The 26,229-nt window shown below is 43.7% G+C and carries 24 protein-coding genes; 11 read left to right on the top strand and 13 right to left on the bottom strand.

The window, feature by feature from the left end; translation table 11 throughout:
• Positions 1-61 precede the first annotated feature (61 nt).
• The gene (locus A7456_RS09340; protein ID WP_067009825.1) at positions 62-1,300 is read left to right on the top strand and encodes a lipoprotein-releasing ABC transporter permease subunit; all 1,239 of its coding nucleotides are present in this window, start codon (positions 62-64) and stop codon (positions 1,298-1,300) included.
• Positions 1,301-1,309: 9 nt separating this feature from the next.
• Positions 1,310-1,990 carry a lipoprotein-releasing ABC transporter ATP-binding protein LolD gene (gene lolD / locus A7456_RS09335; RefSeq protein WP_066888059.1) on the top strand — a complete coding sequence of 227 codons (681 nt, stop codon included), beginning with the start codon at positions 1,310-1,312 and terminating at the stop codon, positions 1,988-1,990.
• 88 nt (positions 1,991-2,078) lie between these two features.
• Here the strand turns inward: lolD and A7456_RS09330 are convergent, their stop codons facing one another.
• From A7456_RS09330 to A7456_RS09320, 3 genes are all read right to left on the bottom strand, one after another.
• Complete coding sequence (locus tag A7456_RS09330) at positions 2,079-3,287, bottom strand: alpha-hydroxy acid oxidase (RefSeq protein ID WP_067009823.1); 1,209 nt, start codon at positions 3,285-3,287, stop codon at positions 2,079-2,081.
• A gap of 103 nt (positions 3,288-3,390) precedes the next feature.
• Positions 3,391-5,151: an L-lactate permease gene (locus A7456_RS09325; RefSeq protein WP_067009820.1), complete on the bottom strand. Its 1,761-nt coding sequence runs from the start codon at positions 5,149-5,151 to the stop codon at positions 3,391-3,393.
• A gap of 324 nt (positions 5,152-5,475) precedes the next feature.
• Complete coding sequence (locus A7456_RS09320; protein WP_067009816.1) at positions 5,476-5,895, bottom strand: thioredoxin domain-containing protein; 420 nt, start codon at positions 5,893-5,895, stop codon at positions 5,476-5,478.
• Positions 5,896-6,091: 196 nt separating this feature from the next.
• Between A7456_RS09320 and mtgA the strand changes: the two genes are divergently transcribed.
• The gene (gene mtgA / locus A7456_RS09315) at positions 6,092-6,739 is read left to right on the top strand and encodes a monofunctional biosynthetic peptidoglycan transglycosylase (RefSeq protein WP_067010046.1); all 648 of its coding nucleotides are present in this window, start codon (positions 6,092-6,094) and stop codon (positions 6,737-6,739) included.
• Position 6,740: 1 nt separating this feature from the next.
• Here the strand turns inward: mtgA and trmB are convergent, their stop codons facing one another.
• The gene (trmB, locus tag A7456_RS09310) at positions 6,741-7,583 is read right to left on the bottom strand and encodes a tRNA (guanosine(46)-N7)-methyltransferase TrmB (RefSeq protein WP_067009813.1); all 843 of its coding nucleotides are present in this window, start codon (positions 7,581-7,583) and stop codon (positions 6,741-6,743) included.
• Between the two features lie 69 nt (positions 7,584-7,652).
• On the opposite strand from trmB, the gene A7456_RS09305 reads away from it, so the two are divergent.
• On the top strand, positions 7,653-8,591 hold the full coding sequence (locus A7456_RS09305) for a pilin (RefSeq protein ID WP_066891356.1): 939 nt from the start codon (positions 7,653-7,655) through the stop codon (positions 8,589-8,591).
• Positions 8,592-8,725: 134 nt separating this feature from the next.
• On the opposite strand, the gene pdxH is transcribed toward A7456_RS09305, so the two are convergent.
• The 6 genes from pdxH to A7456_RS09275 all read right to left on the bottom strand — a co-directional run bounded on the left by pdxH (position 8,726) and on the right by A7456_RS09275 (position 16,515).
• On the bottom strand, positions 8,726-9,382 hold the full coding sequence (gene pdxH / locus A7456_RS09300) for a pyridoxamine 5'-phosphate oxidase (RefSeq protein WP_067009810.1): 657 nt from the start codon (positions 9,380-9,382) through the stop codon (positions 8,726-8,728).
• Between the two features lie 209 nt (positions 9,383-9,591).
• Entirely contained in the window at positions 9,592-11,607 is a 2,016-nt protein-coding gene (gene uvrB / locus A7456_RS09295; RefSeq protein ID WP_227713315.1) for an excinuclease ABC subunit UvrB, read from the bottom strand.
• A 134-nt stretch (positions 11,608-11,741) separates the two neighbouring features.
• Entirely contained in the window at positions 11,742-12,257 is a 516-nt protein-coding gene (locus tag A7456_RS09290) for a DUF2059 domain-containing protein (RefSeq protein WP_067009807.1), read from the bottom strand.
• Positions 12,258-12,427: 170 nt separating this feature from the next.
• The gene (locus tag A7456_RS09285) at positions 12,428-13,795 is read right to left on the bottom strand and encodes a lytic murein transglycosylase (protein WP_227713244.1); all 1,368 of its coding nucleotides are present in this window, start codon (positions 13,793-13,795) and stop codon (positions 12,428-12,430) included.
• 206 nt (positions 13,796-14,001) lie between these two features.
• A complete protein-coding gene (locus tag A7456_RS09280) occupies positions 14,002-15,441 on the bottom strand; it encodes an L-serine ammonia-lyase (protein ID WP_067009802.1) in 1,440 nt (479 codons plus the stop codon).
• A 162-nt stretch (positions 15,442-15,603) separates the two neighbouring features.
• Positions 15,604-16,515 (bottom strand): WG repeat-containing protein, encoded by a 912-nt coding sequence (locus A7456_RS09275; RefSeq protein ID WP_067009800.1) that lies wholly within the window; start codon positions 16,513-16,515, stop codon positions 15,604-15,606.
• Positions 16,516-16,693: 178 nt separating this feature from the next.
• Between A7456_RS09275 and leuC the strand changes: the two genes are divergently transcribed.
• From leuC to A7456_RS09240, 7 genes are all read left to right on the top strand, one after another.
• Positions 16,694-18,115 (top strand): 3-isopropylmalate dehydratase large subunit, encoded by a 1,422-nt coding sequence (gene leuC / locus A7456_RS09270; RefSeq protein ID WP_067009798.1) that lies wholly within the window; start codon positions 16,694-16,696, stop codon positions 18,113-18,115.
• A gap of 253 nt (positions 18,116-18,368) precedes the next feature.
• Positions 18,369-18,902: a YbhB/YbcL family Raf kinase inhibitor-like protein gene (locus tag A7456_RS09265; protein WP_082995536.1), complete on the top strand. Its 534-nt coding sequence runs from the start codon at positions 18,369-18,371 to the stop codon at positions 18,900-18,902.
• Between the two features lie 36 nt (positions 18,903-18,938).
• Positions 18,939-19,589, top strand: a complete 651-nt coding sequence (leuD, locus tag A7456_RS09260) for a 3-isopropylmalate dehydratase small subunit (RefSeq protein ID WP_067009796.1) — start codon at positions 18,939-18,941, stop codon at positions 19,587-19,589.
• 21 nt (positions 19,590-19,610) lie between these two features.
• Positions 19,611-20,108 carry a hypothetical protein gene (locus A7456_RS09255; protein ID WP_062499277.1) on the top strand — a complete coding sequence of 166 codons (498 nt, stop codon included), beginning with the start codon at positions 19,611-19,613 and terminating at the stop codon, positions 20,106-20,108.
• A gap of 50 nt (positions 20,109-20,158) precedes the next feature.
• Positions 20,159-21,226, top strand: a complete 1,068-nt coding sequence (gene leuB / locus A7456_RS09250; RefSeq protein ID WP_067009794.1) for a 3-isopropylmalate dehydrogenase — start codon at positions 20,159-20,161, stop codon at positions 21,224-21,226.
• A gap of 113 nt (positions 21,227-21,339) precedes the next feature.
• Entirely contained in the window at positions 21,340-22,323 is a 984-nt protein-coding gene (locus A7456_RS09245; RefSeq protein WP_067009792.1) for an RsiV family protein, read from the top strand.
• Positions 22,324-22,439: 116 nt separating this feature from the next.
• The gene (locus tag A7456_RS09240) at positions 22,440-23,012 is read left to right on the top strand and encodes a YceI family protein (RefSeq protein ID WP_067009789.1); all 573 of its coding nucleotides are present in this window, start codon (positions 22,440-22,442) and stop codon (positions 23,010-23,012) included.
• A gap of 155 nt (positions 23,013-23,167) precedes the next feature.
• Here the strand turns inward: A7456_RS09240 and sthA are convergent, their stop codons facing one another.
• The 3 genes from sthA to ppsR all read right to left on the bottom strand — a co-directional run bounded on the left by sthA (position 23,168) and on the right by ppsR (position 26,125).
• The gene (sthA, locus tag A7456_RS09235; protein WP_082995553.1) at positions 23,168-24,649 is read right to left on the bottom strand and encodes a Si-specific NAD(P)(+) transhydrogenase; all 1,482 of its coding nucleotides are present in this window, start codon (positions 24,647-24,649) and stop codon (positions 23,168-23,170) included.
• Between the two features lie 177 nt (positions 24,650-24,826).
• A complete protein-coding gene (locus A7456_RS09230) occupies positions 24,827-25,192 on the bottom strand; it encodes a DUF4377 domain-containing protein (RefSeq protein ID WP_066891322.1) in 366 nt (121 codons plus the stop codon).
• Between the two features lie 39 nt (positions 25,193-25,231).
• Positions 25,232-26,125, bottom strand: a complete 894-nt coding sequence (gene ppsR, locus A7456_RS09225; protein ID WP_082995534.1) for a posphoenolpyruvate synthetase regulatory kinase/phosphorylase PpsR — start codon at positions 26,123-26,125, stop codon at positions 25,232-25,234.
• Positions 26,126-26,229 lie beyond the last annotated feature (104 nt).

Here is a 26,229-nt window from a genome sequence, read left to right as displayed (position 1 = left end):
CCCAAAAGCGTGCCAAAATGGTGTAAACTATGGTGTCAAATTTTAAAGGCAATCCTTATCTATGTTTCGTCCCCTTGCTTTATTCATCGGACTAAGATATACCCGAGCTGAGCGTAAAAATGGCTTTATCTCTTTCATCTCGCTCATCTCCATGATTGGGTTAACCCTTGGCGTGGCGGTATTGATTACCGTACTGTCGGTGATGAATGGTTTTGATAGAGAGTTAAAAACTCGTATTTTGGGCATGGTGTCACAGGCAAATGTCAGCTCTTATGAAATCATCCCTGATTGGCAAACACTTGCCAAAAAGATTGAAGAGAATGACAAAAATGTCGTGGCAACTGCTCCGTTTATTGGACTACAAGGCATGCTGACCGCTCATGGACAGGTGGCGGGCATTATGGTAACAGGCATTGAACCTGAGCATGAGACGAAGGTCTCCATCATTGGCGAGCATATGGTGCAAGGCGACATCCATGCCCTAAAAGCGGGCGAATTTGGCATTGTGCTGGGTCAGAGTATGGTAGATTCCATGGGACTTGTGATGGGGGATAAGGTAACATTGGTATTGCCTGAGGCATCTCCATCGGCGGCGGGTGTCGTCCCTAGATTTAAGCGGTTTACCTTGGTTGGCGTGTTTAATATCAGTCAAGAGATAGACAATCATATGGCATATATTGCCATGCGTGATGCAGGCGTGTTACTGCGTCTGCCTGATGGTGCTCAGGGCATTCGCCTAAAAATGAATGATATTTTCAAAGCACCCCAAGCGGCAATAAAGGCACAGAGTATCGCCCCTGAACGTCTGGTGGCTGATGATTGGACAAGTACGCATGGTAATTTGTTTTCCGCCATTCAGATGGAAAAGGCGATGATTGGGCTTTTGCTGTTTTTGATTGTGATTATTGCATCTTTTAATATCGTGTCTAGCCTTGTCATGTTGGTAACGGACAAAAAATCCGACATTGCCATTTTAAAAACCTTTGGAGCAAGCCCTAAGCTTATCATGCAGGTCTTTATGGTGCAGGGCATGATTATTGGTGTTATTGGTACAGTGGTGGGTACGATTTTGGGTGTAACTTTTACGCTAACCATCAGTGAGTTTTTGGGATTTCTTAATCAGGTATTTGGCTTACACTTATTTGATGCCTATTTTGTCAATTATCTGCCAACGCACATCAAGATAAGCGATATTTTGTTAGTTACCTCGTCTTCATTTTTATTATCATTTATCATGACCATTTATCCTGCCCTAAAAGCAGCGAAAATCCAGCCCGCCCAAACCTTGCGTTATGAATAGGGGAATGAGATGAGTATTATTTTACAAGCAAAAAACATCAGTAAGACTTATGATGAGGGCAAAATTAAAACAACTGTACTTACAGGGCTTGATTTGACTGTTCATCAAGGCGAACGTGTTGCCATCGTTGGCAGTAGTGGTTCAGGAAAAAGTACATTACTTCACCTGTTGGGGGGGTTGGATATACCGACCACAGGCGAGGTATGGCTCAAAGGCGTGTGCCTAAATCATCTGGCAGAGGCGAGACGTGGACGTATGCGTAATGAGCATTTGGGTTTTATTTATCAATTTCATCACCTTTTGGCGGAGTTTAATGCGACCGAAAATGTTGCTATGCCCTTGCTTATGCGTGCTGATGTGAGCATTAATGAAGCAAGAAGTAGGGCGAATGAACTGCTTGACCGTGTTGGTCTATCGCACCGTACTCACCACCGCCCAAGCGAGCTGTCAGGGGGTGAGCGTCAGCGTGTGGCGATTGCTCGGGCATTGGTTACGCGTCCTAGTCTGGTGCTGGCTGATGAGCCAACGGGCAACCTAGACGATGATAATGCCTTAGCGGTATTTGAACTGCTCTCAGAGCTACAAGACACGCTTGGCATGGCACTGCTTATGGTAACACATGATAGGGCATTGGCAGCACGAGCTGATAGAGTGCTACACATGAAAAGTGGAACATGGGCAGAGTTTTGATGGGATTGTTACATAAAATATAGAAATATAGAAATATAGAATATATGTCAAAAAACCACGCCCTAAGACGTGGTTTTGTGTTCTTTTCTTACCAACGAATTGGAATGATGTGTGGATTGCTGGCTTTGAGATTTTCGTAAGTGCCTTTGATAAAGATGTCTTCATTGACCGTACTGATGTTAGTATGACCGCAAAAAGCCATGGTAATGTCGCATTCTTTGTAGATAATCTCTAAGGTACGGCGAACACCATCTTCACCATACGCCCCCAAACCATATAGGAATGAGCGACCTATCATCGTGCCTTTTGCTCCCAGTGCGATGGCTTTTAGTACGTCTTGCCCTGAACGGATGCCACTGTCTAGCCAAATTTCACATTTTGAATTTTCCGCTTGTACCGCTTGCACGCAATCAGCAAGACTGGCGATGGAGCTTGGTGCCCCATCTAACTGACGACCGCCGTGATTGGAGATGACCATGGCATCTGCCCCTGACCTAGCAGCCAAAATGGCATCTTCTGGCTCCATGATGCCTTTGATGATAAGCGGCCCGCCCCATAACTCTTTGATGCGAGCGACATCATCCCAGTTAAGACGAGGATCAAACTGCTCTGCTGTCCATGATGATAGGCTAGATAAGTCGCCCACACCCTCGGCATGACCGACAATATTACGAAATGTATGGCGTTTGGTGCCAAGCATATTAAAGCACCATTCAGGCTTAGTCATCAGATTGATGATGTTGGTCAGGGTTGGTTTGGGCGGTGCAGACAGTCCGTTTTTGATGTCTTTGTGGCGTTGTCCCAGTACTTGCAAATCAGCAGTTAGGATAAGGGCAGAGCATTTGGCTTGTTTGGCACGGTGGATGAGATTTTCCATGAATTTCTTATCACGCATGACATACAGCTGAAACCAAAACGGCTTCGTGGTATTCTCTGCCACATCTTCAATGGAGCAAATACTCATCGTTGAGAGCGAAAAAGGAATGCCAAATTTTTCAGCGGCACGAGCAGCATGAATCTCGCCATCAGCCCACATCATGCCTGTAAAGCCAGTTGGGGCGATTGCCACAGGCATATGCACATCTTGCCCTATCATCTGAGTGGCAAGCGAGCGACCTTCCATATCCACCAGTACTCGCTGGCGTAGCTTAATGCGGTCAAAGTCGGTCTCGTTGTTGCGATAAGTGGTCTGAGTCCACGAACCACTGTCCACATAGTCATAAAACATGCGTGGTACTTTACGCTCAGCAATGCGACGTAGGTCTTCAATTTCGGTGATTTTGCTTAAATCTGCCATAAAACAGCCTTAGTTTTAAAGTTTTAAAGGTGGGTATATTTTACAATACTTTATAAAAAATAACAAAAGGGATTATCAAAATCCCTTTTGTTTGTGGTGAGTATCAGACTCGCTCACTCTTTTTGCTAATAACAGTCATGATGACAAAGAAAGTCGTCGCCCATAATGCTGCTGCTATCCACCATATGGGGTTAAAGATGAACGCCATGCCTACCAAACCCCCTTGCACCACATAATAACTCATGGCGATGAGCGTCTTACGAATGACCAAACCCTCACGGTTTACCAGTCCAACCACCGCACAGGCAGCAACGACGTTATGCACACTGATCATGTTGCCAGCTGCACCGCCTACTGCTTGCAGAGAAACTACTTTGGCGGCATCCATGACATCTAAGTTGATTTGAGTGGCAGTGCTCCACTGAAAATGACTAAACATCATGTTAGAGACGGTGTTAGACCCTGCAATAAATGCCCCCAACGCCCCAATCCACGGAGCAAACAGTGGCCATGCCCCTGCAAACATGTCCGCCGCCCCTGCTGCCAGTACATTTGGCATGGATACAATTGGCTTGACAGCATCAGCAGGTGCACCAGAGTTAATAAATACTTGCACCATCGGAATGGAGAACAGTAGGGCAGGAGCGGCAGCTATCATGGTTTTGCCTGAGGCTGACCAGCTTTTTTTGATGGTATCACCTTTCATGCCAAACAAAAAGATACAGATGATAGAGACAAGCAGTAGCACCGTTGCAGGTGAGTACAAAAGCTGTGTTTTATTGGTGATGTTAGTCTCTAAGATATTACTAAACGTAATGACGGCATTGCTGCTTAACCAGTCTTTTAATGGTTTGATGGTACGAGTGGCAATCAAGATGCAGATGACCAATAAATAAGGAGAGAATGCTTTGACAATGGAAAATTTGGCTTTTTCATTCACATCAACATTGGTGGTTGCCAGTGTGCCTTTCCAATCTTCTTCCCATGTATCACGGCTTTCAAAATCAAAGGTGTTTTTTGGGGTCAAAAAACCCATTTTGGCAGCTGGTACGACGATACCAAGACCGACCACCGCCCCAACCAAAGAGGGCAGTTCTGGACCGACAAATTTGGCAGTCAAGTAATAAGGAATGACAAAACAAAGACCTGCAAATATAGCAAAAGGAGCGGCTTCAAAGCCTTGACGGAACGAGCGTTTTGCCCCAAAGAATTTGGTTAAAAAACAGCACAGAATTAATGGAATTAAAAAACCCACAACCGAGTGTACAAACGCAACATTTGCCCCAATCTGTACGATATAATCACCAAAGGCGATGCCTTGCTGACCAATGGCAGCACTTACATCATCTTTGTTTTCAAGACCTGAGTTCACACCAATGAGAATGGGTGTGCCGACCGCACCATAGGAGACAGGAGCGGATTGAATGATGAGAATCGCCATGACGCATGCCATTGCAGGAAAGCCGAGTGCCAGCAGTAAGGGAGCACCGACCGCCGATGGCGTACCCCAACCTGTTGAACCTTCAATGAGCGAACCAAACAGCCATGCCACGATAATCATTTGTACACGGCGGTCAGGCGAGATGCCCATAAAACCTTGACGAATGGCAACGATTGCTCCGCTCTCTTTTAGGGTGTTAAGCAGTAACACCGCTGTAAAGACAATAAATAGCACATTGACAGCGGTCAGTACGCCATGAATGGTTGCAGCGGCAACCTGACTGCCAGAGGTCTGCCATACAAACAATGACAGCAAGGCGGTTGCAAAATATGCCACAGGCATGGCAATTTTGGCAGGCAATCGCATGACGACCAATAAGATAAAAACAATTAAAATTGGTAATAGTGCCAAAAAGATTAGCATATACACTCCTTTGTCTAATATAAAGACCGTACGCCCATCTGTATTGTAATTTCAGTGTTTGAAATGGTATTTATTGTTGGGTCATACAAAAAATAACAATTGCTTGCAATGTCAGTTTGGCACATCACAAAGCCCTGTTTTGATAAAATTTAGCAAAAACCACAATAAAAAATGGTTATTTACAATAAATCTCATTAACAACTAATGAGTGAGATGCTATTTTACTCAAAAACTTATTAAAAATAAATAACTGATTTTTAAAAATCATAAAATTTTATTGTTTTTTGTGATTTAAAAAACTGATAAAAATGAAAATGTGTCTATTTATTTGATGTGTTTGTGGTGATGATTTGGCAAAAGATGAATGACATCCATGACACCAAACGGATAGCACAGCAGGCAGGTGGGGGTGATAAGTATGGGGATGAGCATGCCCAAATGGTCAATCAAATCATCACTGCCAGTCAGCTCTAACACGTGAACGGTGGGCATGTGTGGATATATGACCCGAACTTGGGTCAGTAGGGCATGACTGGCATGACACAGATGACAGCCGTCCGTGCCTAAAAGATACCAATCAGCGGTAGGGTTGGATGAGTGGATGATTTGTTGGCTGTCCGAATCTGTAAATGTCGCCAATAGTAGAGCATGGAACGTGTGGTATTCGTTATGGCCTAGGCAAGTCAGGGCAAAGCGGTCATCTGTTAAGTTTTGTAAGTATTTGATAAAATTAATATTATTCATAAAAAATAATGCCCTGTGGCAAAAAATCGTGTAAAATAGGGCGTTTATTATAGCAAATGCACCCAAAGTTTATCTTATTAGTTTATTTGATTTTATGTTTAAAAAATCCACAAATGCCCCATCTTGCCTACACCCTACCCCAAAAACATCACCAAAACCCAAAAGTTATGGGCTACTTTTGTGGCTATGGCGATGGATGATGGCTCCGCTCTTGGTGTTGGTCATCAGTTTTCATTTGCTCATTGTAGCCATGCTCGGTGTGTGGAGCGTCTACCCTGTTGGTAATTCTATGTTTATGGTCGCTCATCGCCTATTGGGGGGTGAGGTTACGCAAGTGTGGGTGGATTATGATGACATCGCCAAAACAGCCAAACAGGCAGCAGTGGTAAGTGAAGATGCTAAATTTACCACGCATAACGGTTTTGATGTGGATGGCATTGAGCGTGCCATTAAGGTCAATGAAGCAAGTGGGAGGGTGGGGGTAGGTGGCTCAACCATCAGCCAACAGCTTGCCAAAAATTTATTTTTAACATCGCACCGCTCTTACATTCGTAAGGGTGAGGAGGCGATTATTACGGTGATGATGGAGCAGATGTGGGACAAACAGCGGATTTTGGAGGTTTATCTGAACGTGGCGGAATTTGGCGAGGGCATTTATGGCATTGAGGCGGCGGCACAGCATTATTATGGCAAATCTGCCAAAAACCTAAGCCGTGAACAGTCGGCACTACTCATCAGCATGCTCCCCAATCCCAAATATTACCAAAAAAATCTCAATAACCGTCGCCTACAAAACAAAAAGCGGATTATCATGAAGCGTATGCCCAGTGCGGTATTGCCTTAGGTTACACCTTTTGATATAGCAAATCCCAAGACGCACGTCCATAATCCGCCCCACGTTTTTCAAACTTAGTGGCAGGGCGAAAATCAGGACGTGGCGAAAAATTGCCCTTGCCTGCTAAGTTGTCAAATGTTGCCATGTTATCTAGCACTTCTAGCATCCACAAGGCATAATGTTCCCAATCGGTTGCACTGTGAAAAACTCCGCCCGTTTTTAGTTTATCCGCCACAAGAGTCATGCGTTCTGTGGTAACAAAACGGCGTTTATAGTGTCGTTTTTTTTGCCAAGGGTCAGGAAAGTAGAGTTGTACGGTATCTAAATGTTCATCTGGTAGGTTATTGAGCAAGGCAATCGCATCGCCATTTAGCACCTTTAAATTGGTCAGTCCCAGTTCATGAGCAAGGTAAGCGGCTCGTCCAATGCCTGGTTCGTGAACTTCTATACCAACAAAATTACGTGTTCGGTCAGCTTGTGCCATCTTCACCAAACTGTCGCCCATACCAAAGCCAATTTCTAGGGTCAATGGGGCGTTTTCTTTGTTTGGTGTGTCTTTAAACAACACTTGCAAATCACGGATATTTGATACATCGCCTAATTTGCCCAAAACCTTGCCATGATTGATGATATATGGGGCAAAGCTGGGGTCGGTTAGGGCTTTTTGGGCATATTGGCTTAGGTGTGTGCGTCGTCTCATAAAAGTGGCGATGGCGTGACTGTATTTGGCAGGCGTGCAATTGAGATTTTGAATCTCTTGACTGATGGCATTCCGAGAGATATCAGGGGTTTGGCGGTCACCACCGACAGGGGCAAGAGAAGATTTTGGGGTTGGCTGTTGTGTGTTTGTCATGGTATATTAATTAAAAAAGGCGTAAAATAGTGCCTATTATAAAACATTCATCGGTTAAGTACAAAATTTATGTTTCGTTTGCCATTTTTAGAAGACACAACACCACCCCCATTTTATCAGCCGTATTTATCTGACAAAGAGCGGATGCAACTTGATAAGTGGTTTATTGGCACACGCTCGCAAGCGTATTATTTAAAGCGATTTGGACACTTTGATAAAGTGGGAAAATTATCTGCCCGTTGGAACTGGTCAGCGTTTTTAACCACTTTTGGCTGGCTTATGTACCGTAAGCGTTATTTGGATTGTGTGGTCTACTGCATTGCTGGTTGGTCGTTTATCAAACTTAACATTGTCATTATTTTGGCGGTATGTGAGTTTTTATTTATCGCTAAGTTGCCAAATGCTTATCAGATGTATACACGACTGACGATAGGCATGGGAGTATGGCTATTTTGGTCGGGCATGGTGGCACGTTGGGCGGATGCTTATTATTATCGTATGGCACGGCGTGAGATAGCAGACGCATTAGAGTTATACCCCAATGACAAAGATGCCCAAAAGGCACATTTGGCAGAACATGGCGGGGTCAGTGTGGTGGGGCTTGGTGCAGCATTTGCCATGTTTGGTGCATTACTTGCAATCATTGTGTTGCAATTTATGCCCATCATCGCCATACAACAAGAGCAAACGGTAATTTTTGAGAGTTATCGCAGTGTCAAAGCCATTACCAAGCGAGTGGAGCTTATCTATATGCAAACGGGTATCTGCCCTGTGGATTTGCCTGTTACTACTGACAAGCAAAGGGTGAGTGTCAAAGTGGTGGCAAGTCTGCCCTATGTCAAGACCGATTGTGCGGTAGTGGCAACGGTATCGGGGGCAAACTATCCTGTGCGTTATCTGAATGGGCGAAATCTGACCATGTATCATCAGATGGACAATGGCAAATCAGTGTGGCGTTGCCAAACATCGCTGAATAAAAAACAAACACCAAAACGCTGTGTGGGTTAGTTTTATTCTAAATTCACAAATAAAAACTCGGTGCATGCTCTAAGCGATGAGTTGATGGGTTTATTTATTTTTGTGGCAAATCTTAAAGGTAGGTATGCCTTATCATCGCTTTTTTGTGTCTTTTTAAACAATCATCATGGTAATAATCGCATCATCTGCCAACCATTATCGTCTTTGCGATACACAATACGGTCGTGCATGCGATTGGCTCGCCCTTGCCAAAATTCTATCTTATCTACCATCAGACAGTAGCCACCCCAAAATTCGGGTTTGGGGACATGTTCACTGAACTGTTCGGATAATTTGATAAAATCGCTTTGCATGACCTCACGGCTGTCTACTACCCCACTTTGGGGGCGACTGACCCATGCGGCAAGCTGACTGTCCTTTGGACGTGAGTGGTAGTAAGCCTCTGATTTATCATGAGATAATCTAACTACTTGTCCAGATGCTCGCACTTGACGTTCTAGGGTGTGCCAAAAAAATAAGGCTTCGGCAAAAGGGTTGTCCGCCAAATCTTGCCCCTTATCGCTGTCGTAGTTGGTATAAAAAATCATCTGTATGTTATCATCTTCTACAAGGTTAATCTCACGCATGAGTAGGGTACGTACAGATGGTCTCATGTCTGCCCCACAGGTGGCAAGACTAAACGCATAAGCCTCACCAATTTGCTCGGATGTGGCATCATCCATCCATTTTTGTAATAAAGGATAAGGGGTGTTACCAATGTTTTTTTCAATCAGTTCGTCTTTTTCGTAGGACAGACGACTGGCACTAAAATCAATAGCCATGTTTTTGCCTTTGTGAATTATTGAGTTAATTCTTAAAAATTAAAAATTGTATTTTTAAAAGGGGTCTGTGATAACAATAAAATCATAACAATAAAAACCATCCATCCAACCTGTTTTTTATGAAATGACAGCACTCAGTTTAACTCATGTTTCAGTTTAACTCATGTTTCTTGGAGACTGTCCATTAAGTGTACCACAAAAAGGCACATTTAGTGTTTATTAAACTCATCTTTTAAGGCGAGCATGGTATCACGAACTCTCATCGCCTCTTCAAATTTTAGCTCTGCTGAGAGTTTTTTCATTTGTTTTTCTAGGCGGTTAATCTCTTTTATGATAAGTTTAGGACGACGCAATATCTCCATGTCAATATCATTTAGGGCAAATGGTATGTCAATTTTTGGGGTGTCCACACTCTCAATCTCGCCTGTATCAATCTTATCGGTGATGGTGCGACTTGCTGATGTTGGTGTGATGCCATGTTCTTCATTAAATGCCAGTTGTTTGGCACGACGGCGTTCGGTCTCATCCATCGCTTTTTGCATGGATGGCGTGATGCTGTTGGCGTATAAGATTGCCTTACCGTTAATATGACGTGCTGCCCGCCCAATGGTCTGAATGAGTGAACGTTCTGAGCGTAAAAAGCCCTCTTTGTCAGCATCAAAAATTGCCACAAGCGACACCTCTGGTATGTCCAAACCCTCACGAAGCAGATTGATGCCTACAAGCACATCATGCACCCCTGTTCGCAGTTCGTGAATGATTTGCATGCGTTCTACTGTATCAATATCGCTGTGCAAATACGCCACACGCACGCCATATTCTTTTAAATAACTGGTCAAATCCTCTGCCATGCGTTTGGTGAGTGTGGTGATGAGTACACGTTCATTGAGTGCTTTACGTAGGTTTATCTCGCCTAGCACGTCATCTACCTGAGTGAGTACAGGGCGTATTTCTAATATGGGGTCAATGAGTCCTGTTGGGCGTACTACTTGTTCAGCGATTTGTTCGCTATGTTCCAACTCATAGGGGGCAGGGGTTGCTGATACAAAGATGCGAGTTGGTACGACCGCCTCCCATTCTTCAAACATCATGGGGCGGTTGTCCATGGCGGATGGTAGGCGAAAACCATGATTAACCAAATTCTCCTTGCGACTTCTATCACCCTTGTACATCGCACCAATTTGGGGGACGGTAACGTGGCTTTCATCCAAAAACACCAACGCATCAGAGGGCAGATAGTCAAACAATGTGGGCGGAGCTTCACCTGCCTTTCGTCCTGACAGATGACGAGAGTAGTTCTCAATACCATTACAATAACCAAGTTGTTGCATCATTTCAAGGTCGTATTGAGTGCGTTCTTTGATACGCTGAGCCTCCAACAGCTTATCATGCAAGCGAAAATAAGCCAACCGCTCGGCAAGCTCTTCTTTAATCGTCCCCATCGCCACCTCTAATTTTTCTCGTGGGGTAACATAGTGGGATTTGGGGTAGATGGTAATGCGTGGTACGGATTTGACATTTTTTCCTGTCAAAGGGTCAAACCAGGTGATTTTTTCAACTTCATCATCAAACATAACAATACGTACCGCCAACTGTTCACTCTCAGCAGGATAAATGTCCAATGTCTCGCCATGCAATCGATAAGTGCCACGCCCAAAATCCATCTCATTGCGTTCATACTGTAACTCAACTAAGCGTTTGATGAGTTCGGTTCTATCTACAACATCGCCTACCACCACATGCAAGAGCATTTTTAAATAACTTTCAGGGTCGCCCAAGCCATAGATGGCAGAGACGCTTGCTACGATGATGGTATCACGACGTTCTAGTAAGGCACGTGTGGCGGACAGTCGCATTTGGTCAATGTGGTCATTGATGGCAGAGTCCTTTTCAATAAAGGTATCGCTTGCCACGACATAGGCCTCAGGCTGATAATAATCATAATAACTGACAAAGTACTCTACTGCATTATGAGGGAAAAATTCCTTAAATTCACCATAAAGCTGTGCTGCCAATGTTTTGTTATGTGCCATGATGATGGCAGGTCGCCCCAAACTTTCTATCACTTTTGCCATGGTATAGGTTTTACCAGAGCCTGTAACACCAAGTAGAAGCTGGTCTTTTTTGCCTGCCTTAACCCCATCCACTAGGGATTGTATGGCAGTTGGTTGGTCGCCACTGGGGGCAAAGGGTGTTATCATTTTAAAGGGTTTATCATCATCCATCTGTTTGGCGAGCTGATTTTTGGTGATTGTGGCACGAGTGCTTTTGGATTTTTGCATGGTTTTGTTATTGTATTTATAAAAAATCCTTATCATTATGGGGTCATGATAAGGATTTGCAAGCATCGGTAAGCTGGTTATTTTTTCAAAATCTTCTTAATGTCATCTTGTAATTTATTAAGGTGCTTTTTTTCATAATCTTCTATAATTTTTTGGTTATTTTCACCTGCACTTTTCATGTAAGATTCAAAGACGGCATCTTCTTTTTTTAGGGCGCTTTGTCCATCTTTACTGCCATAAAATGCAATCATGGCGTCCATCTCAGCTTGATTGAATGATTTGGCAGCGTTTAGGTAGGATTTTTTAAGCCCATCTTTGACTGCTTTGCTATCTAAGGTTTTAATCAGTCCTTCGGCATAGGCATCAAAGGTGTTTAGTGCTTTTTTGCGTTGCTCATCGGTAAGTGTGTTGTCCTGTGCCATGCCCTGAGCGATTGCCATACGTTCCATTTCAAGTGGGGCAACGATTGCTTGATAGAAAGTGGATTCATAGGGCATGATTTTGGCAAGTTCTTCTAGTGATTGATTGCTTGGTGTGGCAAAAGCACTGGCACAGCATAGACCGCTAAGCAGTAGTAGTAATTTGATTTTCATGACAGCTCCAAAGGGTGAAAATTAAAAGGGGATAATTTAACAGATTTTTGTTAAGATGAAAAGTTATAAATTGTTATCATTTGCAACTAAAATGATAACCGAACTGTACCGACTTTTTATTGAAATGTTCTATTATCTAAAAGTCGGCACATTGTACGCTGATTTTGATGTTACCAAATCAATCCTCGTACCGAACTTTGACTGATAAAACCATCAGCAATACGCCCATTATCTGCCTGCCACCGAGCAAAGGCACGAGAGGTGTTTGCCCCTGCTACGCCATCAGCCTTGCCAGCAGAGTAGCCTTTGGCATTTAGGGTTTCTTGTAGGCGAATAATTTCAGAGCGAGACAATGGTTGTTCATGACGTGGCCAGTTGCCACGAATGCCAGCACCGCCAGCGATACGTTTGGCAAGAGTTGCAACGGCCAGAGCATAACTGGATGAGTTATTGTAGACCTTGATGACGTCAAAATTGGGGGTAAGTAGTAAGGCAGGGCCATTCACGCCCGCAGGTAGCCACAGCTCGGCTTGGGCATGACCGCCAAAGTATTCACCATTGGTCAAGACCACACCCAAAGATTTCCATGATTCTAAGGACTGTTTTTGTCCTAAGAGTTGATAGTTAAAGCCTGTGGGCAGGTGAACCTCATAAAAAGCATCCACGCCTGACACCCAACCGCTTGCTCCCAAATAATGAGCGGTAGAGTTTAGGGCGTCTGAGATTGTCCATGGGTTTTTTTGTCCATCACCGTTACCGTCCACACCATATTTTATCCATGTAGAGGGGATAAATTGAGTGTGTCCCATACCTCCCGCCCACGACCCACGCAGTTGTGAGCGACTGACATCCCCACGCTCAATCATTTGCAACATGGCACGCAGTTCACCCTCGGCAAATCCACGACGACGACCATCAAAGGCAAGACTAGATAACGCATCCACCAAATCGGTTGAGCCAGTACCTGCCCCATATGAGGATTCAATGCCCCAAATGGCAACCATAATCTCTTTGGGAACGCCATACCGACTTTCAGCCTGTGAGAGGACAGAGAGGTATTCACGCAGTTTTGTTTTACCGTTAGAGACACGTCCTAAGCTAACAGCGGATTCAACGTACGACCATGGCATTTTGGAGAACTCAGCTTGGCGACCATCTAGGCTGATGACCTGTGAGTTAAGGCTGGCAGAACCCATCAGTTCATGTACCGCATCAGGGGTGTGTCCGCTACTGATGGTGCGTGTGATAAAGTCGCTTTTCCAGTCGCCAAAATTGCCATAGTGGTGATTTGGTATTGATGGTTGTGGGGCAGGTGTGGGTGTGGTATGGGCTGTTGAAGTGGTGGGTGTTTGTGGCTTTACAATAATAACCCGAGATGGAACAGGTGTTGTCGTTGGCGTATGAACAGTGGTTGTTGGCGTATGAACAATGATGGGTCTTTGTGGTGCCTCTGGGGGAGAGGCACAGGACAAAAGCGTGATGGCGACAAAAGAGACGGCGGAGAAACGAAAGATGGGGTGGTTTGGTATGGTTTTCATGGGGTAGGTCATGATTTATGGTGAAAATTTGTTGTCATTGTACACAGATATGGGGATTTTGGCAATGATATTTGTGCATTTGGCAGGATATGTCTACCTTTTGTATTTGCGATGAAAATACCTGCTTAAAAATTTAAAAAAGCAGTCCGACCACTAAGTCATGTCAATTCTTAGATTAAATCCTTAGATTGTTTGATTGGCATGGTCTAGCATTGGCTAAACCCCACGCCCACATGACCGACCATGGCAACAGCAATGCGATTATCAGCATGGATGGCAAGCCCACCACGAGCAGTTTCTTTGTATTTGTCCATCATATCAAGCCCTGTCTCTTTCATGGTTAAGATGGCTTTGTCTAGTGAGACATGATGCGAGCCGTTACCACGCAAGGCAAGGCGAGCGGCATTGATGGCCTTGACAGATGCCATTGCATTGCGTTCAATACAAGGCACTTGTACCAGTCCTGCGATGGGGTCACAGGTTAGCCCCAGATTGTGTTCTAGTCCGATCTCGGCGGCGTTTAAGCATTGGGCAACCGTACCACCCATGACATGAGCCAACCCTGCTGCTGCCATCGCACAAGCAGAGCCAACCTCGCCTTGACAGCCAACCTCCGCCCCTGAGATGGACGCATTTTGTTTGATTAAGGCACCAATGGCGCCTGCCACAAGCAAAAATTCACGCACGCCCTGATAGCTAAATGATGAAATAAAGCCTTGATAATAGTGCAGCACCGCAGGGATGATGCCTGCTGCCCCATTAGTAGGAGCGGTAACGACACGTCCGCCTGAGGCGTTTTGTTCATTGACCGCCAAAGCGTATAGGTTGACCCAGTCCATGGCAAGCAATCCACCATCGGCCCTGCCATACTCTTTGCTTAGCTGTTCATATAGGGCTTTGGCACGACGTTTGACGCCCAGCCCACCAGGTAAAATACCATCTTTTTGGTAGCCAGTATTGACACAAGTTTGCATGGTTGCCCAAATCTCGTTGAGATAATCCTTAACCTCTTCTTCATCTCGGATGGCAGTTTCATTTTGTAGCATAAGCTCGCTGATGCTAAATCCGTGTGTGTGGCACAACCGCTCAATGTCCACCCCCAGTTCAAAGGGATAAGGGTAGGGCGACTTTTTGGGTTCGTCCATCTGCTCTTGTGAGATTTGAGCTTTGAATTCATCATCATTTACAACAAATCCACCTCCAATAGAAAAATAAGTCTCGCTAATACAAGTACCATCAGTTAAGGTAGCGATGAGCGTCATGCCATTGGGGTGTTGGGGCAGGGTAACATCGCCGTACCATAAGATGTCGGTGTTTTTATTAAAATCAATCACATGGCGACCGCCTAAGTTCATCTTGTGGTGTGTGTCAATGTCTGCCAAATACTCATCCGTGCGTTCGGTATCTATGGTGCGTGGTGCATGTCCGAGCAGTCCAAGTAAGGTAGCGGTATCGGTAGCATGTCCTTTACCAGTGGCAGCCAGCGAACCGTAGAGTTCTATACAAATGCCTGTAATGGTACTAAAATCACCGTGTAGTTGTTCATCTAAATGTGCCAAAAACCGTCCACTGGCAACCATAGGACCAACCGTATGTGAGCTTGATGGTCCGATGCCAATTTTAAACATCTCAAAGATGCTGATCATAAAAAGTCCTTATAAAGCCCTTATTTAAAAGTTGTTTGATACAGATGAATTGCCAAATGTAGCATCATTTTATCATAATTGGCAAGTATTTGAGCAAATATTAGCTCAGTTAAATTTATTTGGGTGGATTTGAGAATATTGGTGTTTAAACCCATTTGAGCCTTAACAAGAGATATTAACCCCTTGTAAATTAATACATAACTTATCACCATTATTTAAACTGCCAATCCATGCTTTTGCATTTTTAAACATCAATGGCCAAGGCAGTTCAGGATTTTTGGGGCTCTCTAAGATAAATCCATCTTTGTGAAAGCGAAAATCAATGACCAGTTGTCCACTTTTATCAATAAAACCCCAATTATCGCCCATACGTACCGCCGCCAGATTTTCACTATAAGGCTTGACATCATCAAAGGTGTAGATAATCATCGGTACGCCCTTATCATCAACAAAACCCCATTTGCCATCTTGCTGTTTTGGGATGAGTATCAGTTGCGTGTTAGGGTTTGATGGCTTGCCTTTGTCGGATGGTTGGTTTTGGATTTGGTGTGTCCGCTTGCCTTTTTTGTCAATGGCGTAGGTTTCATCCTCGGCGATGACGGTAGCAACGCCCCGAGAGAAGTTGCTGATACTTTTGATATTTTTATTAGGGCGGATGATGATGTTGCCTTGCGTATCTAACATGCCCATGCCACCGTTTTGTTTGACGATGATACGTCCATTTTGAACGCCTCTTGCCCATTGGTCGCCACTCATCGGTTCGTAATTAAAGGCGATGACGGTTTTGCCTTTGTCATTAATGTAGCCAACTTTGCCATTTTTTAGGGCAGGCAGTAGCCCATGTTTAAATTCTAAACCCAGTACGGCATCATATGCGAACAAATCCGCTGTTTTGTTACCTTTTTTATCCAGCAGTGCCACAGGCAAACCGTTATCTTTGAGAGCCAAAAACACATCCGAGCGTGCACTGCATATGACGTTTTTATAATGGCTTTTGGGTGGAGTGCAGGCATAAGCTAAGGGCGTGAGCAAGCCAAGTAGAAGTAATAGGATGCTAAGCAGGTATTTTTTCATAAAAATGACAAGTTAGAATTTGGGGTTTTTACCTATTTTATCATAGACTGTGGAGGTGGTATGGTAAAACATATATTCTAAAAAATTAGTTTAATTATAAAAATTATAAATTATTGTTATTTTAAAAGTATGCTATAATGGCAAAATTACCCAGTCCATGACAGTGTTGGAGAATAAAATGGCAGGCAAAACCTTATATGACAAACTTTGGGATGACCATTTGGTCAGACAGCGTGATGATGGTTCATCGCTCATCTACATTGACCGTCAGCTTTTACATGAGGTGACCTCGCCTCAGGCTTTTGAAGGTTTGGCACTAAACGGTCGCACGCCTTGGCGGTTGTCTGCCAATATCGCAACCCCTGACCATAATGTACCCACCTCGCTTATAGAGCGTAAGCAGGGCATGGCAGGGATAGCCGATGACACATCTCGCATTCAAGTCAAAACCCTTGATGATAATTGTAAATCTTTTAATGTCATGCAGTTTGGCATTAATGACATTCGCCAAGGCATCGTGCATGTGGTCGGGCCAGAGCAAGGCTTGACTTTGCCTGGTATGACTGTGGTGTGCGGTGATAGCCATACTGCCACGCATGGGGCATTGGGCTGTTTGGCTCATGGCATTGGCACATCAGAGGTTGAACATGTGCTTGCTACCCAATGTTTGGTTGCCAAAAAAATGAAAAACATGCTGGTGCGTGTGGATGGCAAATTGGGCAAAGGCGTTACCCCAAAAGATGTCGTGCTTGCCATCATCGCTAAAATTGGTACGGCAGGGGGGACAGGCTATGCCATAGAATTTGGTGGACAGGTGTTTTGTGATATGTCCATTGAGGGGCGTATGACTGTGTGTAATATGGCAATAGAGGGCGGTGCTAGGGTTGGTCTTGTGGCGGTGGATGATAAGACCATTGACTATGTCAAAGACCGACCTTATGCCCCAACAGGCGATGATTGGGAGCGTGCGGTAACCTATTGGAACACACTACATTCTGATGATGATGCCCATTTTGATGCGGTAGTTGTGCTAAACGGTGATGAGATTGAGCCACAAGTGTCTTGGGGAACATCTCCTGAGATGGTGATTGCAGTTTCACAAAATGTGCCAACGCTGGATATGGCACGAGACGATGTGCAGCGTAATGACTGGATGCGAGCTTATCAATACATGGGCTTGACGGCAGGACAGCCCTTGTCTGATATTGTGCTTGACCGTGTGTTTATCGGCTCTTGCACCAACTCACGCATCGAGGACATTCGTGCAGCAGCAGAAGTTGTTAAGGGTCACAAAGTTGCCCCAAGCATCAAGCAAGCGATGGTTGTGGCAGGCTCAGGACTGGTTAAAGCACAAGCCGAACAAGAAGGGCTGGATAAAATCTTTATGGATGCAGGCTTTGAATGGCGTGAACCAGGCTGTTCTATGTGCCTTGCCATGAATGCCGATAAACTACAAGCTGGCGAGCATTGTGCCAGTACATCCAACCGTAACTTTGAAGGTCGTCAAGGTAATGGTGGACGCACGCATTTGGTATCTCCTATCATGGCAGCAGCAGCGGCAATTCACGGGCATTTTGTGGATGTAAGAGCGATGGTGTAGCATGAGATGGCATGTCATGCCTTTGAGTATTAGAATTTGAGTAAAATATTGACTAAAATATTATGGCACTGCCCAAATTGTATTTGGCAGGATTTTAGTGCTAAAATGGTGTGATGATGACAGTTTATTTTAAATCCAGCAAAATCCAAAAGATTGTCAAAGTTATGTATTAAAGTTATGTATTAAGCCATGTATTAAAGCGTTTTGATGGCAAATTTAACTTTAAAATTTAACCTTAAAAAAGGAAAAAACCATGACCGACCTAACCCAAAACTCCTACCTAGATGTGCGTAACCCTACCCAGCCACAAGGTGAAATGACCCTAAAATGTAGCGACATTGCCGATGGTGGCACGCTGTCTAATGATTATGTCGCCAATATTTGGGGGTATGCAGGCAATAACATCAGCCCCAATCTTAAATGGCAAAACACTCCAAAAGATACCAAAAGTTTTGTGCTAACAATGTATGACCCAGACGCCCCAACGGGCTCGGGCTTTTGGCATTGGAATGTGTTTAATATTCCAGCCGATTGGAATGAATTACCTAAAAATGGTTCAAATAATTTTGGTAATGGCATTTTGGAATTAAAAAATGATGCTTCTCTTGACGGCTTTATTGGGGCATTTCCGCCCAAAGGCGACAAACCACACCGCTACATTTTTACGCTGTATGCCTTAAATGACACGCTGGATTTGTCAAATGATATCAGTGCTGCGGTACTCGGCTTTAATTTAAATGGCAAGGTATTGGCAGCAGCAACTTTGACGGCTTATTATGGTTGCTAAAATGACTGTTTTTGATAAGTTGTACAAGGATAATTTATGAAACCATACACCACCGAACAGGGCATCGTTGCCCCACTTGACCGCTCAAATGTGGATACCGATTTGATTATCCCCAAGCAGTTTTTAAAATCCATCAAACGCACAGGCTTTGGCGATAATTTATTTGATGAATTGCGTTATTTGGACGAAGGATTTTTGGGGCAAGACATTGCCAAGCGTCCCAAAAATCCTGATTTTGTGTTAAACCAAGCCCGCTATGCTGGGGCAAGCATTTTACTGGCTCGCAAAAACTTTGGCTGTGGTTCTAGCCGTGAACACGCTCCGTGGGCATTGGAAGAATATGGCTTTCGCACCGTGATTGCCCCAAGTTTTGCTGATATTTTTTATAATAACTGCTTTAAAAATGGCATGTTGCCTGTTGTGCTAAGCGAAAGCGATGTTGATGACTTATTTAACGAATGTTTTGCCAATATTGGCTATCAATTAACGGTTGATTTAGAAAACCAAAAAGTCATCAGCCCAAGCGGTAAAGAGTATTCTTTTGAAGTTGATGCGTTTCGTAAGCATTGTTTGTTAAATGGACTGGATGATATTGGGCTAACCTTGCAACACGCCGATGACATTAAAGCTTTTGAAGAAAAAGCCAAAGCGGACAGACCGTGGGTGTTTAAAGAATTGACGGCTTGATATTTTTGATAGGATTTTATTATGACTGATACATTTTCCCCAGAAATTTTAAAAGAGCAATATCATTTAACTAATAATGAGGCTCACGAGTTAAGTGATTTATTAAAATTCTTTGAGAATAAGAATTTTACTTATAGTAAACAATTAAGTGATTTTATTGTAAAAAATAATCTTGCGGATAGATTTCCAAATTTAACTGGTGTAGGTTTATTTAAGAAAGGTTCTGATGAGTGGAATTTAAAAGGTGCAATTTCACCTAGTGTTTATCATATTGTTTGTAGTTGTCTTAATTTACAAGGTAAAGACAGTGGTTCTACAATACACAAATTCACAAGTTACAAATCAACTAAAAATAATTCATATCCTAATCAGTCTTTATTTGAAAGTTTGGAAAGATTTTTTGTTGATAAGAAAAGTTATGATGACGAAAAATATTCTATTGAAGATTTAGTTGAGTTATATGGTGAAAACCCTTCTGAAATGACCAGTAGTGAAATGGAGTTATTTTTGGAAACCTAAGAACCTGACTTTGATTGAAACATTTTCTAATTTAAAAAGGGAAAATCTTTATGAAACACATTGCAATCTTAAAAGGCGATGGTATTGGACCTGAGATTATCGCCCAAGCCGTTAAAGTATTGGACAAACTCATTGAACAAGGCTTGGCTGTCAGCTATGAATACGCCAAATTGGGCGGTGAAGCCTATGACGCTTATGGTTTGCCATATCCAAGCCAAACCCAAGAAATCGTACAAAAAGCTGATGCGGTGTTATTGGGGGCGGTTGGTTCGCCACAATATGACAATTTAGACCGCCCATTGCGTCCTGAGCGTGGACTGCTTGCCATTCGTAAGGATTTGAATTTGTTTGCCAATTTGCGTCCTGCCATTTTGTATCAAGAGCTGGCGGGTGCGTCCACTTTAAAACCCGAGGTGGTATCGGGGCTTGATATTTTGATTGTGCGTGAGCTGACAGGGGACATTTATTTTGGTGAGCCACGGGGCATTGTAACCCTTGACAATGGCGAGCGTGAGGGCTTTAATACCATGCGTTATGGCGAAAGTGAGATTCGTCGTATTGCCAAAGTGTCCTTTGAGGCTGCCCAAAAACGCCGTGGCAAACTGTGCAGTGTGGATAAAGCCAATGTGCTAGAAACCACCGAACTTTGGCGGCAGATTTTTACCGAAGTTGGCAAAGACTATCCAGAGGTTGAGCTTAGTCATATGTATGTGGATAATGCTGCTATGCAATTGGTCAAAAATCCCAAGCAGTTTGATGTGATTGCCACAGGCAATATCTTTGGCGATATTTTGTCCGACCAAGCGTCCATGCTCACAGGCTCTATTGGCATGTTGCCATCAGCAAGCCTAAACGAGACAGGCAAAGGTTTGTACGAGCCGTCTCATGGCTCTGCCCCTGACATTGCAGGGCAGGATAAGGCAAATCCGCTAGCGACCATTTTGTCGCTTGCCATGTTGGTCAGATATAGCCTAAATGATGAACAGCGAGCGGTACAGATTGAGCAGGCGGTACAAAAAGTGTTAGAGCAAGGCTATCGTACAGCGGATATTTATGAAGATGGCACGACGCTTGTGTCTTGTGATGAGATGGGGGGCAAAGTGGTGCAGGTTTTATAAAATATAAATACAAAAAGCCCATGAATGTGGGCTTTTTTATTGACTTTTTATTTGCCAAATGATTGATTTTATTTTACAATGATTGATTGTTTTTATTAAAAAAGGGTGTGATGATGAAAAAGGTATTGCTAAAAAACATGCTGGCAAAAAAATGGTTGGCACTGAGCCTTGTGGTTTTGATGACAGCTTGCGTTCAGGATGAAACAACAAAAAATAATCAAGCACAATATCTAGATGCCCATAAAAACCTGCCCGTACCTGCCAACGAACCGATGACGCCCAGTGAGACATTAAAGGCAATTGATAACAGTCTTGCCAGAGTGAGCGGTCAAGACGGCAATAAGGTCAGTTTTACAACCCAAAAGTTAGAGTATACCCTGCCCAAAGACGTTACAGACAAATGCGTACCTGAACTGCCAGCCAATTGGGATGAAAATACCATCCAATGCCCAAGCATTGATATCACGATGGCAAAGATTGAACCGAACTGGATAAATAGTATCATGCAACGTGCCATAACCAATGATGACAATCCCAAACTTGTCAAGTTCCGTCGTGATTTGGATGATTTTGCCCGCTCACAAATCCAAGATGGCTCATCTTTGGGTTATTCGTGGAGTATTAGCCCCACATATTTGGGCATGCACAATCAGGTGGCACAATTTGCAGTAACGCATGATACTTATTTGGGAGGGGCTCACAGTATGGAGGTGATAAAACATCGTCTGTTTGACATGGATTTACAAAGCCAAATCACCTTGACAGACATCCAAACAGTTGATATGTCAGACACAAAGTTATTTGATTTGATGGCCGATGCCTACCAAAACTACCTAAAAGAACATGCAATGAATAAAAAAGAAGTGGCAGAACACATGCAGGCTTATCCACTTGATCTATTAAAGATGAGTGAAAATTTCTATTTTGGTCAAGATGGACTGGTATTTTGGTACGCACCTTATCATTTGGGTTCTTATGCCATGGGGCCTGTGGAGCTTGTCATTGCTTATGATAAATTGCAAGGCATCATCAGAGATGAATACTTGCCCAAACAGACAGCCAAGCCAGCCAGCCAAGAGATAAAACAGGCAAGTTAAACCAAGTTAAACAAATGAGATGATGTGTGTTATAATTAAGCATGACTGATGTATCTGTTGATGGCTTGATAATGATTGCATTATTCATGTTCTGTTCACCAAATTAAGGAGCTTTTATGAAAAAGTTGGTTCTATTGTCTTTTGTTGCCTTGACAGGTATGGCACATGCTGACATTTATGAGATTGACCCATTGCACACCAACGCTCGTTTTGCCATTGACCATTTTAATACCAGTACCAATGTGGGTGGCATTTATGGTCTGACAGGCGAGATGGAATTTGATAAGGTCAAACGCACTGGCAAGATTGATATTGAATTACCACTTGCAAATCTACAATCTGGCTCTGATGAATTTAGCAAACATCTGCTAAGTGCTGATTTATTTGATGCCAAAAAATATCCCACCATGCGTTTTGAATCTACCAAGTTTAATTATATTGGCACAGGTACGGCACGCAAACTAAGCTCGGTGGATGGCAAACTTAGCTTGCTGGGTCAAACACATCCTGTTCGTCTGTATGCCAATAAATTTAACTGCTATGACAGCCCAATGGCAAAAACCGAAGTGTGTGGCGGTGATTTTGGCACGACCATTGACCGTACTAAGTGGGGCATGGATTATTTGGTAGATGCTGGCATGGCAAAAAATGTCCGCATTGACATTCAGGTAGAAGCCGCCAAAAAGTAATCAATAAATAATCAATAAATTAAAATTATTGACATCAATAAAATCACCCCAAATCATGTTGGGGTGATTTTATTATGTGATTTTATTATGTGATTTTATCAAGATGATGGAAAATCATCTGCTCCTTGATGAATGCCATGCGTTTAATCAAATGCTTAAAAAATACGGTTCATGCCATTTAACGCCGCCACACGGTAAGCCTCTGCCATGGTGGGGTAGTTAAAGGTGGTATTAATGAAGTACTCTAAGGTATGTCCACATTTCATCACTGCCTGCCCAATGTGGATAATCTCGGATGCATGGTTGCCATAGCAATGAATGCCTAGGATTTGCAAGGTTTCACGGTGAAATAGGATTTTTAGCACCCCCGAACGTTCACCGATGATTTGGGAGCGAGCTAGGTGTTTGAAAAAGGCTTGTCCGACCTCATAGGGGATTTGTTCACAGGTTAGCTCTTCTTCGGTTGCCCCAATGCTTGAAATCTCAGGGATGGTGTAGATGCCTGTGGGTACGCTGTTAACAAATTCGGCATGTTCGTCACCTACCATAAAACCAGCAGCATTTCGCCCTTGATCATAGGCAGCTGATGCCAAAGATGGCCAACCGATGACATCGCCCACAGCGTAGATGTGTTCGGCTTTGGTGCGATAGGTTTTATCCACTTCAAGCTGTCCACGACTGTTGGCAGACAGACCGATCGCTTCTAGGTTTAGTCCATCGGTGTTGCCCGAACGACCATTACACCAAAGGATGGCATCGGATTTGATTTTTTTACCGCTTTTTAGGTGCAAGACCACGCAGTCATTAAAGGTTTCTAGGCGTTCAATTTCTTCGTTGTTACGAATACGTACCCCAAATTGGCGAAAGTCGTGTGATAGGGCATCTGAGATTTCATTGTCAAGATAGCTTAGCAGTTGGTCTTTATTGTTAATCAAATCAACAACATAACCCAAACCTGTAAAGATGGATGCGTATTCACACCCAATCACGCCTGCCCCATAGATGATGATTTTGCGGGCAACATAATCCATCTGTAAAATCTTATCTGAGTCAAAGACGCGAGGGTGGTCAAAGTCAAGCATGTCGGGACGATAAGGGCGAGAACCCACGGCAATCACCGCTTTTTCAAAGGTAACAGTTTTGACGCCATCTTCATGGATTTGTTCAACTTCTAGGGTATTTTTATCAATAAAACGCCCCCAGCCTTGGATGATCTCAACACGATTGCGTTCATAAAACAACTTGTGGGTATTGACTTGACTGGTAATCACTCGCCGTGCTTTACTTAATACTTTGTTAAGCGGTACTTGAAAATTGTCAGAAAATGAGCTAAAAATAGGGTCACGTCGCATGCCAATGATGTTAAAAACCGACTGGCGAAGTGCTTTGCTAGGAATGGTGCCAACATGAGCACAGTTTCCGCCCACCTGATCACGAGGGTCTATGACTGCCACTTTAAGCCCTGATTTGGCAAGTTTCATCGCTGCCGCTTCACCAGCAGGCCCTGCCCCCAGCACCACAGCATCGTATTCAAAACCATGGCGTGATTTGCGTTTTTGGGGAGCGATGGCGATACGCTGACCATCTAGGGGGCTAATCAGTAAATGGCTAGGGTCATATTCTTCATGAACTGGCATGTGTGTATCATTAGAGATTTTGGTATTTGATTTGGGCAGAAGCGAAGATTTGGATTGTTCTTTTGTCGCATGTTCTGCCTTGGTCTTGTTTGTGGTGATGTTGTGGGCGTCATCTGCTGTCTTGGGGGAATTATTTTTGGTCATGATATTGCCTTTTGTTATTTTTAATGGATTAAATCAGCGAATACTTTGCGTCAAAATCTCATCTAACTGCCACTGTCCTGTTGGTTTGCCTGTATTTTGGTCTATCTCTTGGCGTACCTTGATGGTATAGGCAGTGCCGATGGCTGGTGTAAAACCGATGATGTCATTATAACCAATACCAAACAGTTTATCATCGTCTGCCCCAATGGGTTTTACCAGTAGGCATTGCATGGGTGTGGCAGAATGACAAGCCTTGCGATAAGGCATGACCTCCAAAGTTTCGCTGGCATTTAGGGCAATATTGGGCATGTAGCGTGGTTCTGGCATGGGGGGGCGACTTTGACATGCACTCAAAGAGATGAATAAGGCTAAGGGTAAAAGTAAAGAGCGATGTTTCATGGTGTTCTCAGAGTTTGGTTTTTAAAGTATTTTAAATGATTAACCAATCCGCCGTGCCAGACCTGTGATTTGTAAAATGCGTGTGGCAATCTCTTCAACACTCATCTCAGAGACATTCAGGTTGGGAATTTTTTGGGCGGTATAGATGGCTTGGATGGCACGTTGTTCTTCTTGACATTGAGCAAGGGATGCGTAGCGAGAGCCTGCTTTACGCTCTTGACGAATGCGTACCAAGCGTTCGGTGTCAATGGTCAGACCAAAGAGTTTATGGCGATAAGGTTGTAACACTTTGGGCAGATTACTGCTGTCTAAGTCATCCTCGGTCAAAGGATAATTGGCGGCACGAATGCCAAACTGTAAGGCAAGATATAGGCTTGTGGGTGTTTTACCCGAGCGTGACAGTCCAACAAGGATGATGTCCGCTCCATCGTAATGGTTGGTTCTTGCCCCATCATCATTATCTAGGGCAAAATGTACCGCATCAATCCTTGCCTTATAGTCATCACTGTCCACTCGTCCGTGTGCCATGCCTGCATGTGGGTTTGGGGTCTCGCCAATTTCGTTGGCAATCCGAGTAATTAGCCCTTCATAGATGTCAAGATTGGTGGCATCGGCCCCATTGATGATATTGCGAATGTCGCCACTGACGATGGTGTCAAAAACCAAGGGTTTAAGTCCTGACAAGCGGTGAGCTTCATTGATGCGTTTGACCGCATCACAGGCTAACTCAACCGTATCCACATAGGGGATAATTTTGACGTCAAATTTAACATTACCAAACTGGCTAAGTAGCGACCGTCCAAGGGTTTCAGCAGTAATGGCAGTACCATCAGAGACAAAAAAAGCACTACGAAGCAGTTTAGGAGCTTTAAACTCCTTGCTTTGCCAAGTCTGTTGCTCTTGTTGGTTGGGTGTGGGGGTGTGAACGTACATGACTGTCCTTTTTGTCCTGTGTCATACAAACATACAAAATCAATGAGAGTATAGCACAAAAACACAGGGTTTTGTAGGGGAAATTATCAAGCAAACTAAGACGA

The organism is Moraxella nonliquefaciens, assembly GCF_001679005.1.
Taxonomy (GTDB): domain Bacteria; phylum Pseudomonadota; class Gammaproteobacteria; order Pseudomonadales; family Moraxellaceae; genus Moraxella; species Moraxella nonliquefaciens.
Note: the sequence above shows the minus strand (reverse complement) of the source record. Positions and strands in the feature narration are given on the sequence as shown.

Bases quoted from the DNA above. Each gene is read 5' to 3' on its own strand.
- A7456_RS09340 (WP_067009825.1), top strand. From the start codon at position 62: ATGTTTCGTCCCCTTGCTTTATTCATCGGACTAAGATATACCCGAGCT.
- lolD (WP_066888059.1), top strand. From the start codon at position 1,310: ATGAGTATTATTTTACAAGCAAAAAACATCAGTAAGACTTATGATGAG.
- A7456_RS09330 (WP_067009823.1), bottom strand. From the start codon at position 3,287: ATGGCAGATTTAAGCAAAATCACCGAAATTGAAGACCTACGTCGCATT.
- A7456_RS09325 (WP_067009820.1), bottom strand. From the start codon at position 5,151: ATGCTAATCTTTTTGGCACTATTACCAATTTTAATTGTTTTTATCTTA.
- A7456_RS09320 (WP_067009816.1), bottom strand. From the start codon at position 5,895: ATGAATAATATTAATTTTATCAAATACTTACAAAACTTAACAGATGAC.
- mtgA (WP_067010046.1), top strand. From the start codon at position 6,092: ATGATGGCTCCGCTCTTGGTGTTGGTCATCAGTTTTCATTTGCTCATT.
- trmB (WP_067009813.1), bottom strand. From the start codon at position 7,583: ATGACAAACACACAACAGCCAACCCCAAAATCTTCTCTTGCCCCTGTC.
- A7456_RS09305 (WP_066891356.1), top strand. From the start codon at position 7,653: ATGTTTCGTTTGCCATTTTTAGAAGACACAACACCACCCCCATTTTAT.
- pdxH (WP_067009810.1), bottom strand. From the start codon at position 9,382: ATGGCTATTGATTTTAGTGCCAGTCGTCTGTCCTACGAAAAAGACGAA.
- uvrB (WP_227713315.1), bottom strand. From the start codon at position 11,607: ATGGATGATGATAAACCCTTTAAAATGATAACACCCTTTGCCCCCAGT.
- A7456_RS09290 (WP_067009807.1), bottom strand. From the start codon at position 12,257: ATGAAAATCAAATTACTACTACTGCTTAGCGGTCTATGCTGTGCCAGT.
- A7456_RS09285 (WP_227713244.1), bottom strand. From the start codon at position 13,795: ATGAAAACCATACCAAACCACCCCATCTTTCGTTTCTCCGCCGTCTCT.
- A7456_RS09280 (WP_067009802.1), bottom strand. From the start codon at position 15,441: ATGATCAGCATCTTTGAGATGTTTAAAATTGGCATCGGACCATCAAGC.
- A7456_RS09275 (WP_067009800.1), bottom strand. From the start codon at position 16,515: ATGAAAAAATACCTGCTTAGCATCCTATTACTTCTACTTGGCTTGCTC.
- leuC (WP_067009798.1), top strand. From the start codon at position 16,694: ATGGCAGGCAAAACCTTATATGACAAACTTTGGGATGACCATTTGGTC.
- A7456_RS09265 (WP_082995536.1), top strand. From the start codon at position 18,369: ATGACCGACCTAACCCAAAACTCCTACCTAGATGTGCGTAACCCTACC.
- leuD (WP_067009796.1), top strand. From the start codon at position 18,939: ATGAAACCATACACCACCGAACAGGGCATCGTTGCCCCACTTGACCGC.
- A7456_RS09255 (WP_062499277.1), top strand. From the start codon at position 19,611: ATGACTGATACATTTTCCCCAGAAATTTTAAAAGAGCAATATCATTTA.
- leuB (WP_067009794.1), top strand. From the start codon at position 20,159: ATGAAACACATTGCAATCTTAAAAGGCGATGGTATTGGACCTGAGATT.
- A7456_RS09245 (WP_067009792.1), top strand. From the start codon at position 21,340: ATGAAAAAGGTATTGCTAAAAAACATGCTGGCAAAAAAATGGTTGGCA.
- A7456_RS09240 (WP_067009789.1), top strand. From the start codon at position 22,440: ATGAAAAAGTTGGTTCTATTGTCTTTTGTTGCCTTGACAGGTATGGCA.
- sthA (WP_082995553.1), bottom strand. From the start codon at position 24,649: ATGCCAGTTCATGAAGAATATGACCCTAGCCATTTACTGATTAGCCCC.
- A7456_RS09230 (WP_066891322.1), bottom strand. From the start codon at position 25,192: ATGAAACATCGCTCTTTACTTTTACCCTTAGCCTTATTCATCTCTTTG.
- ppsR (WP_082995534.1), bottom strand. From the start codon at position 26,125: ATGTACGTTCACACCCCCACACCCAACCAACAAGAGCAACAGACTTGG.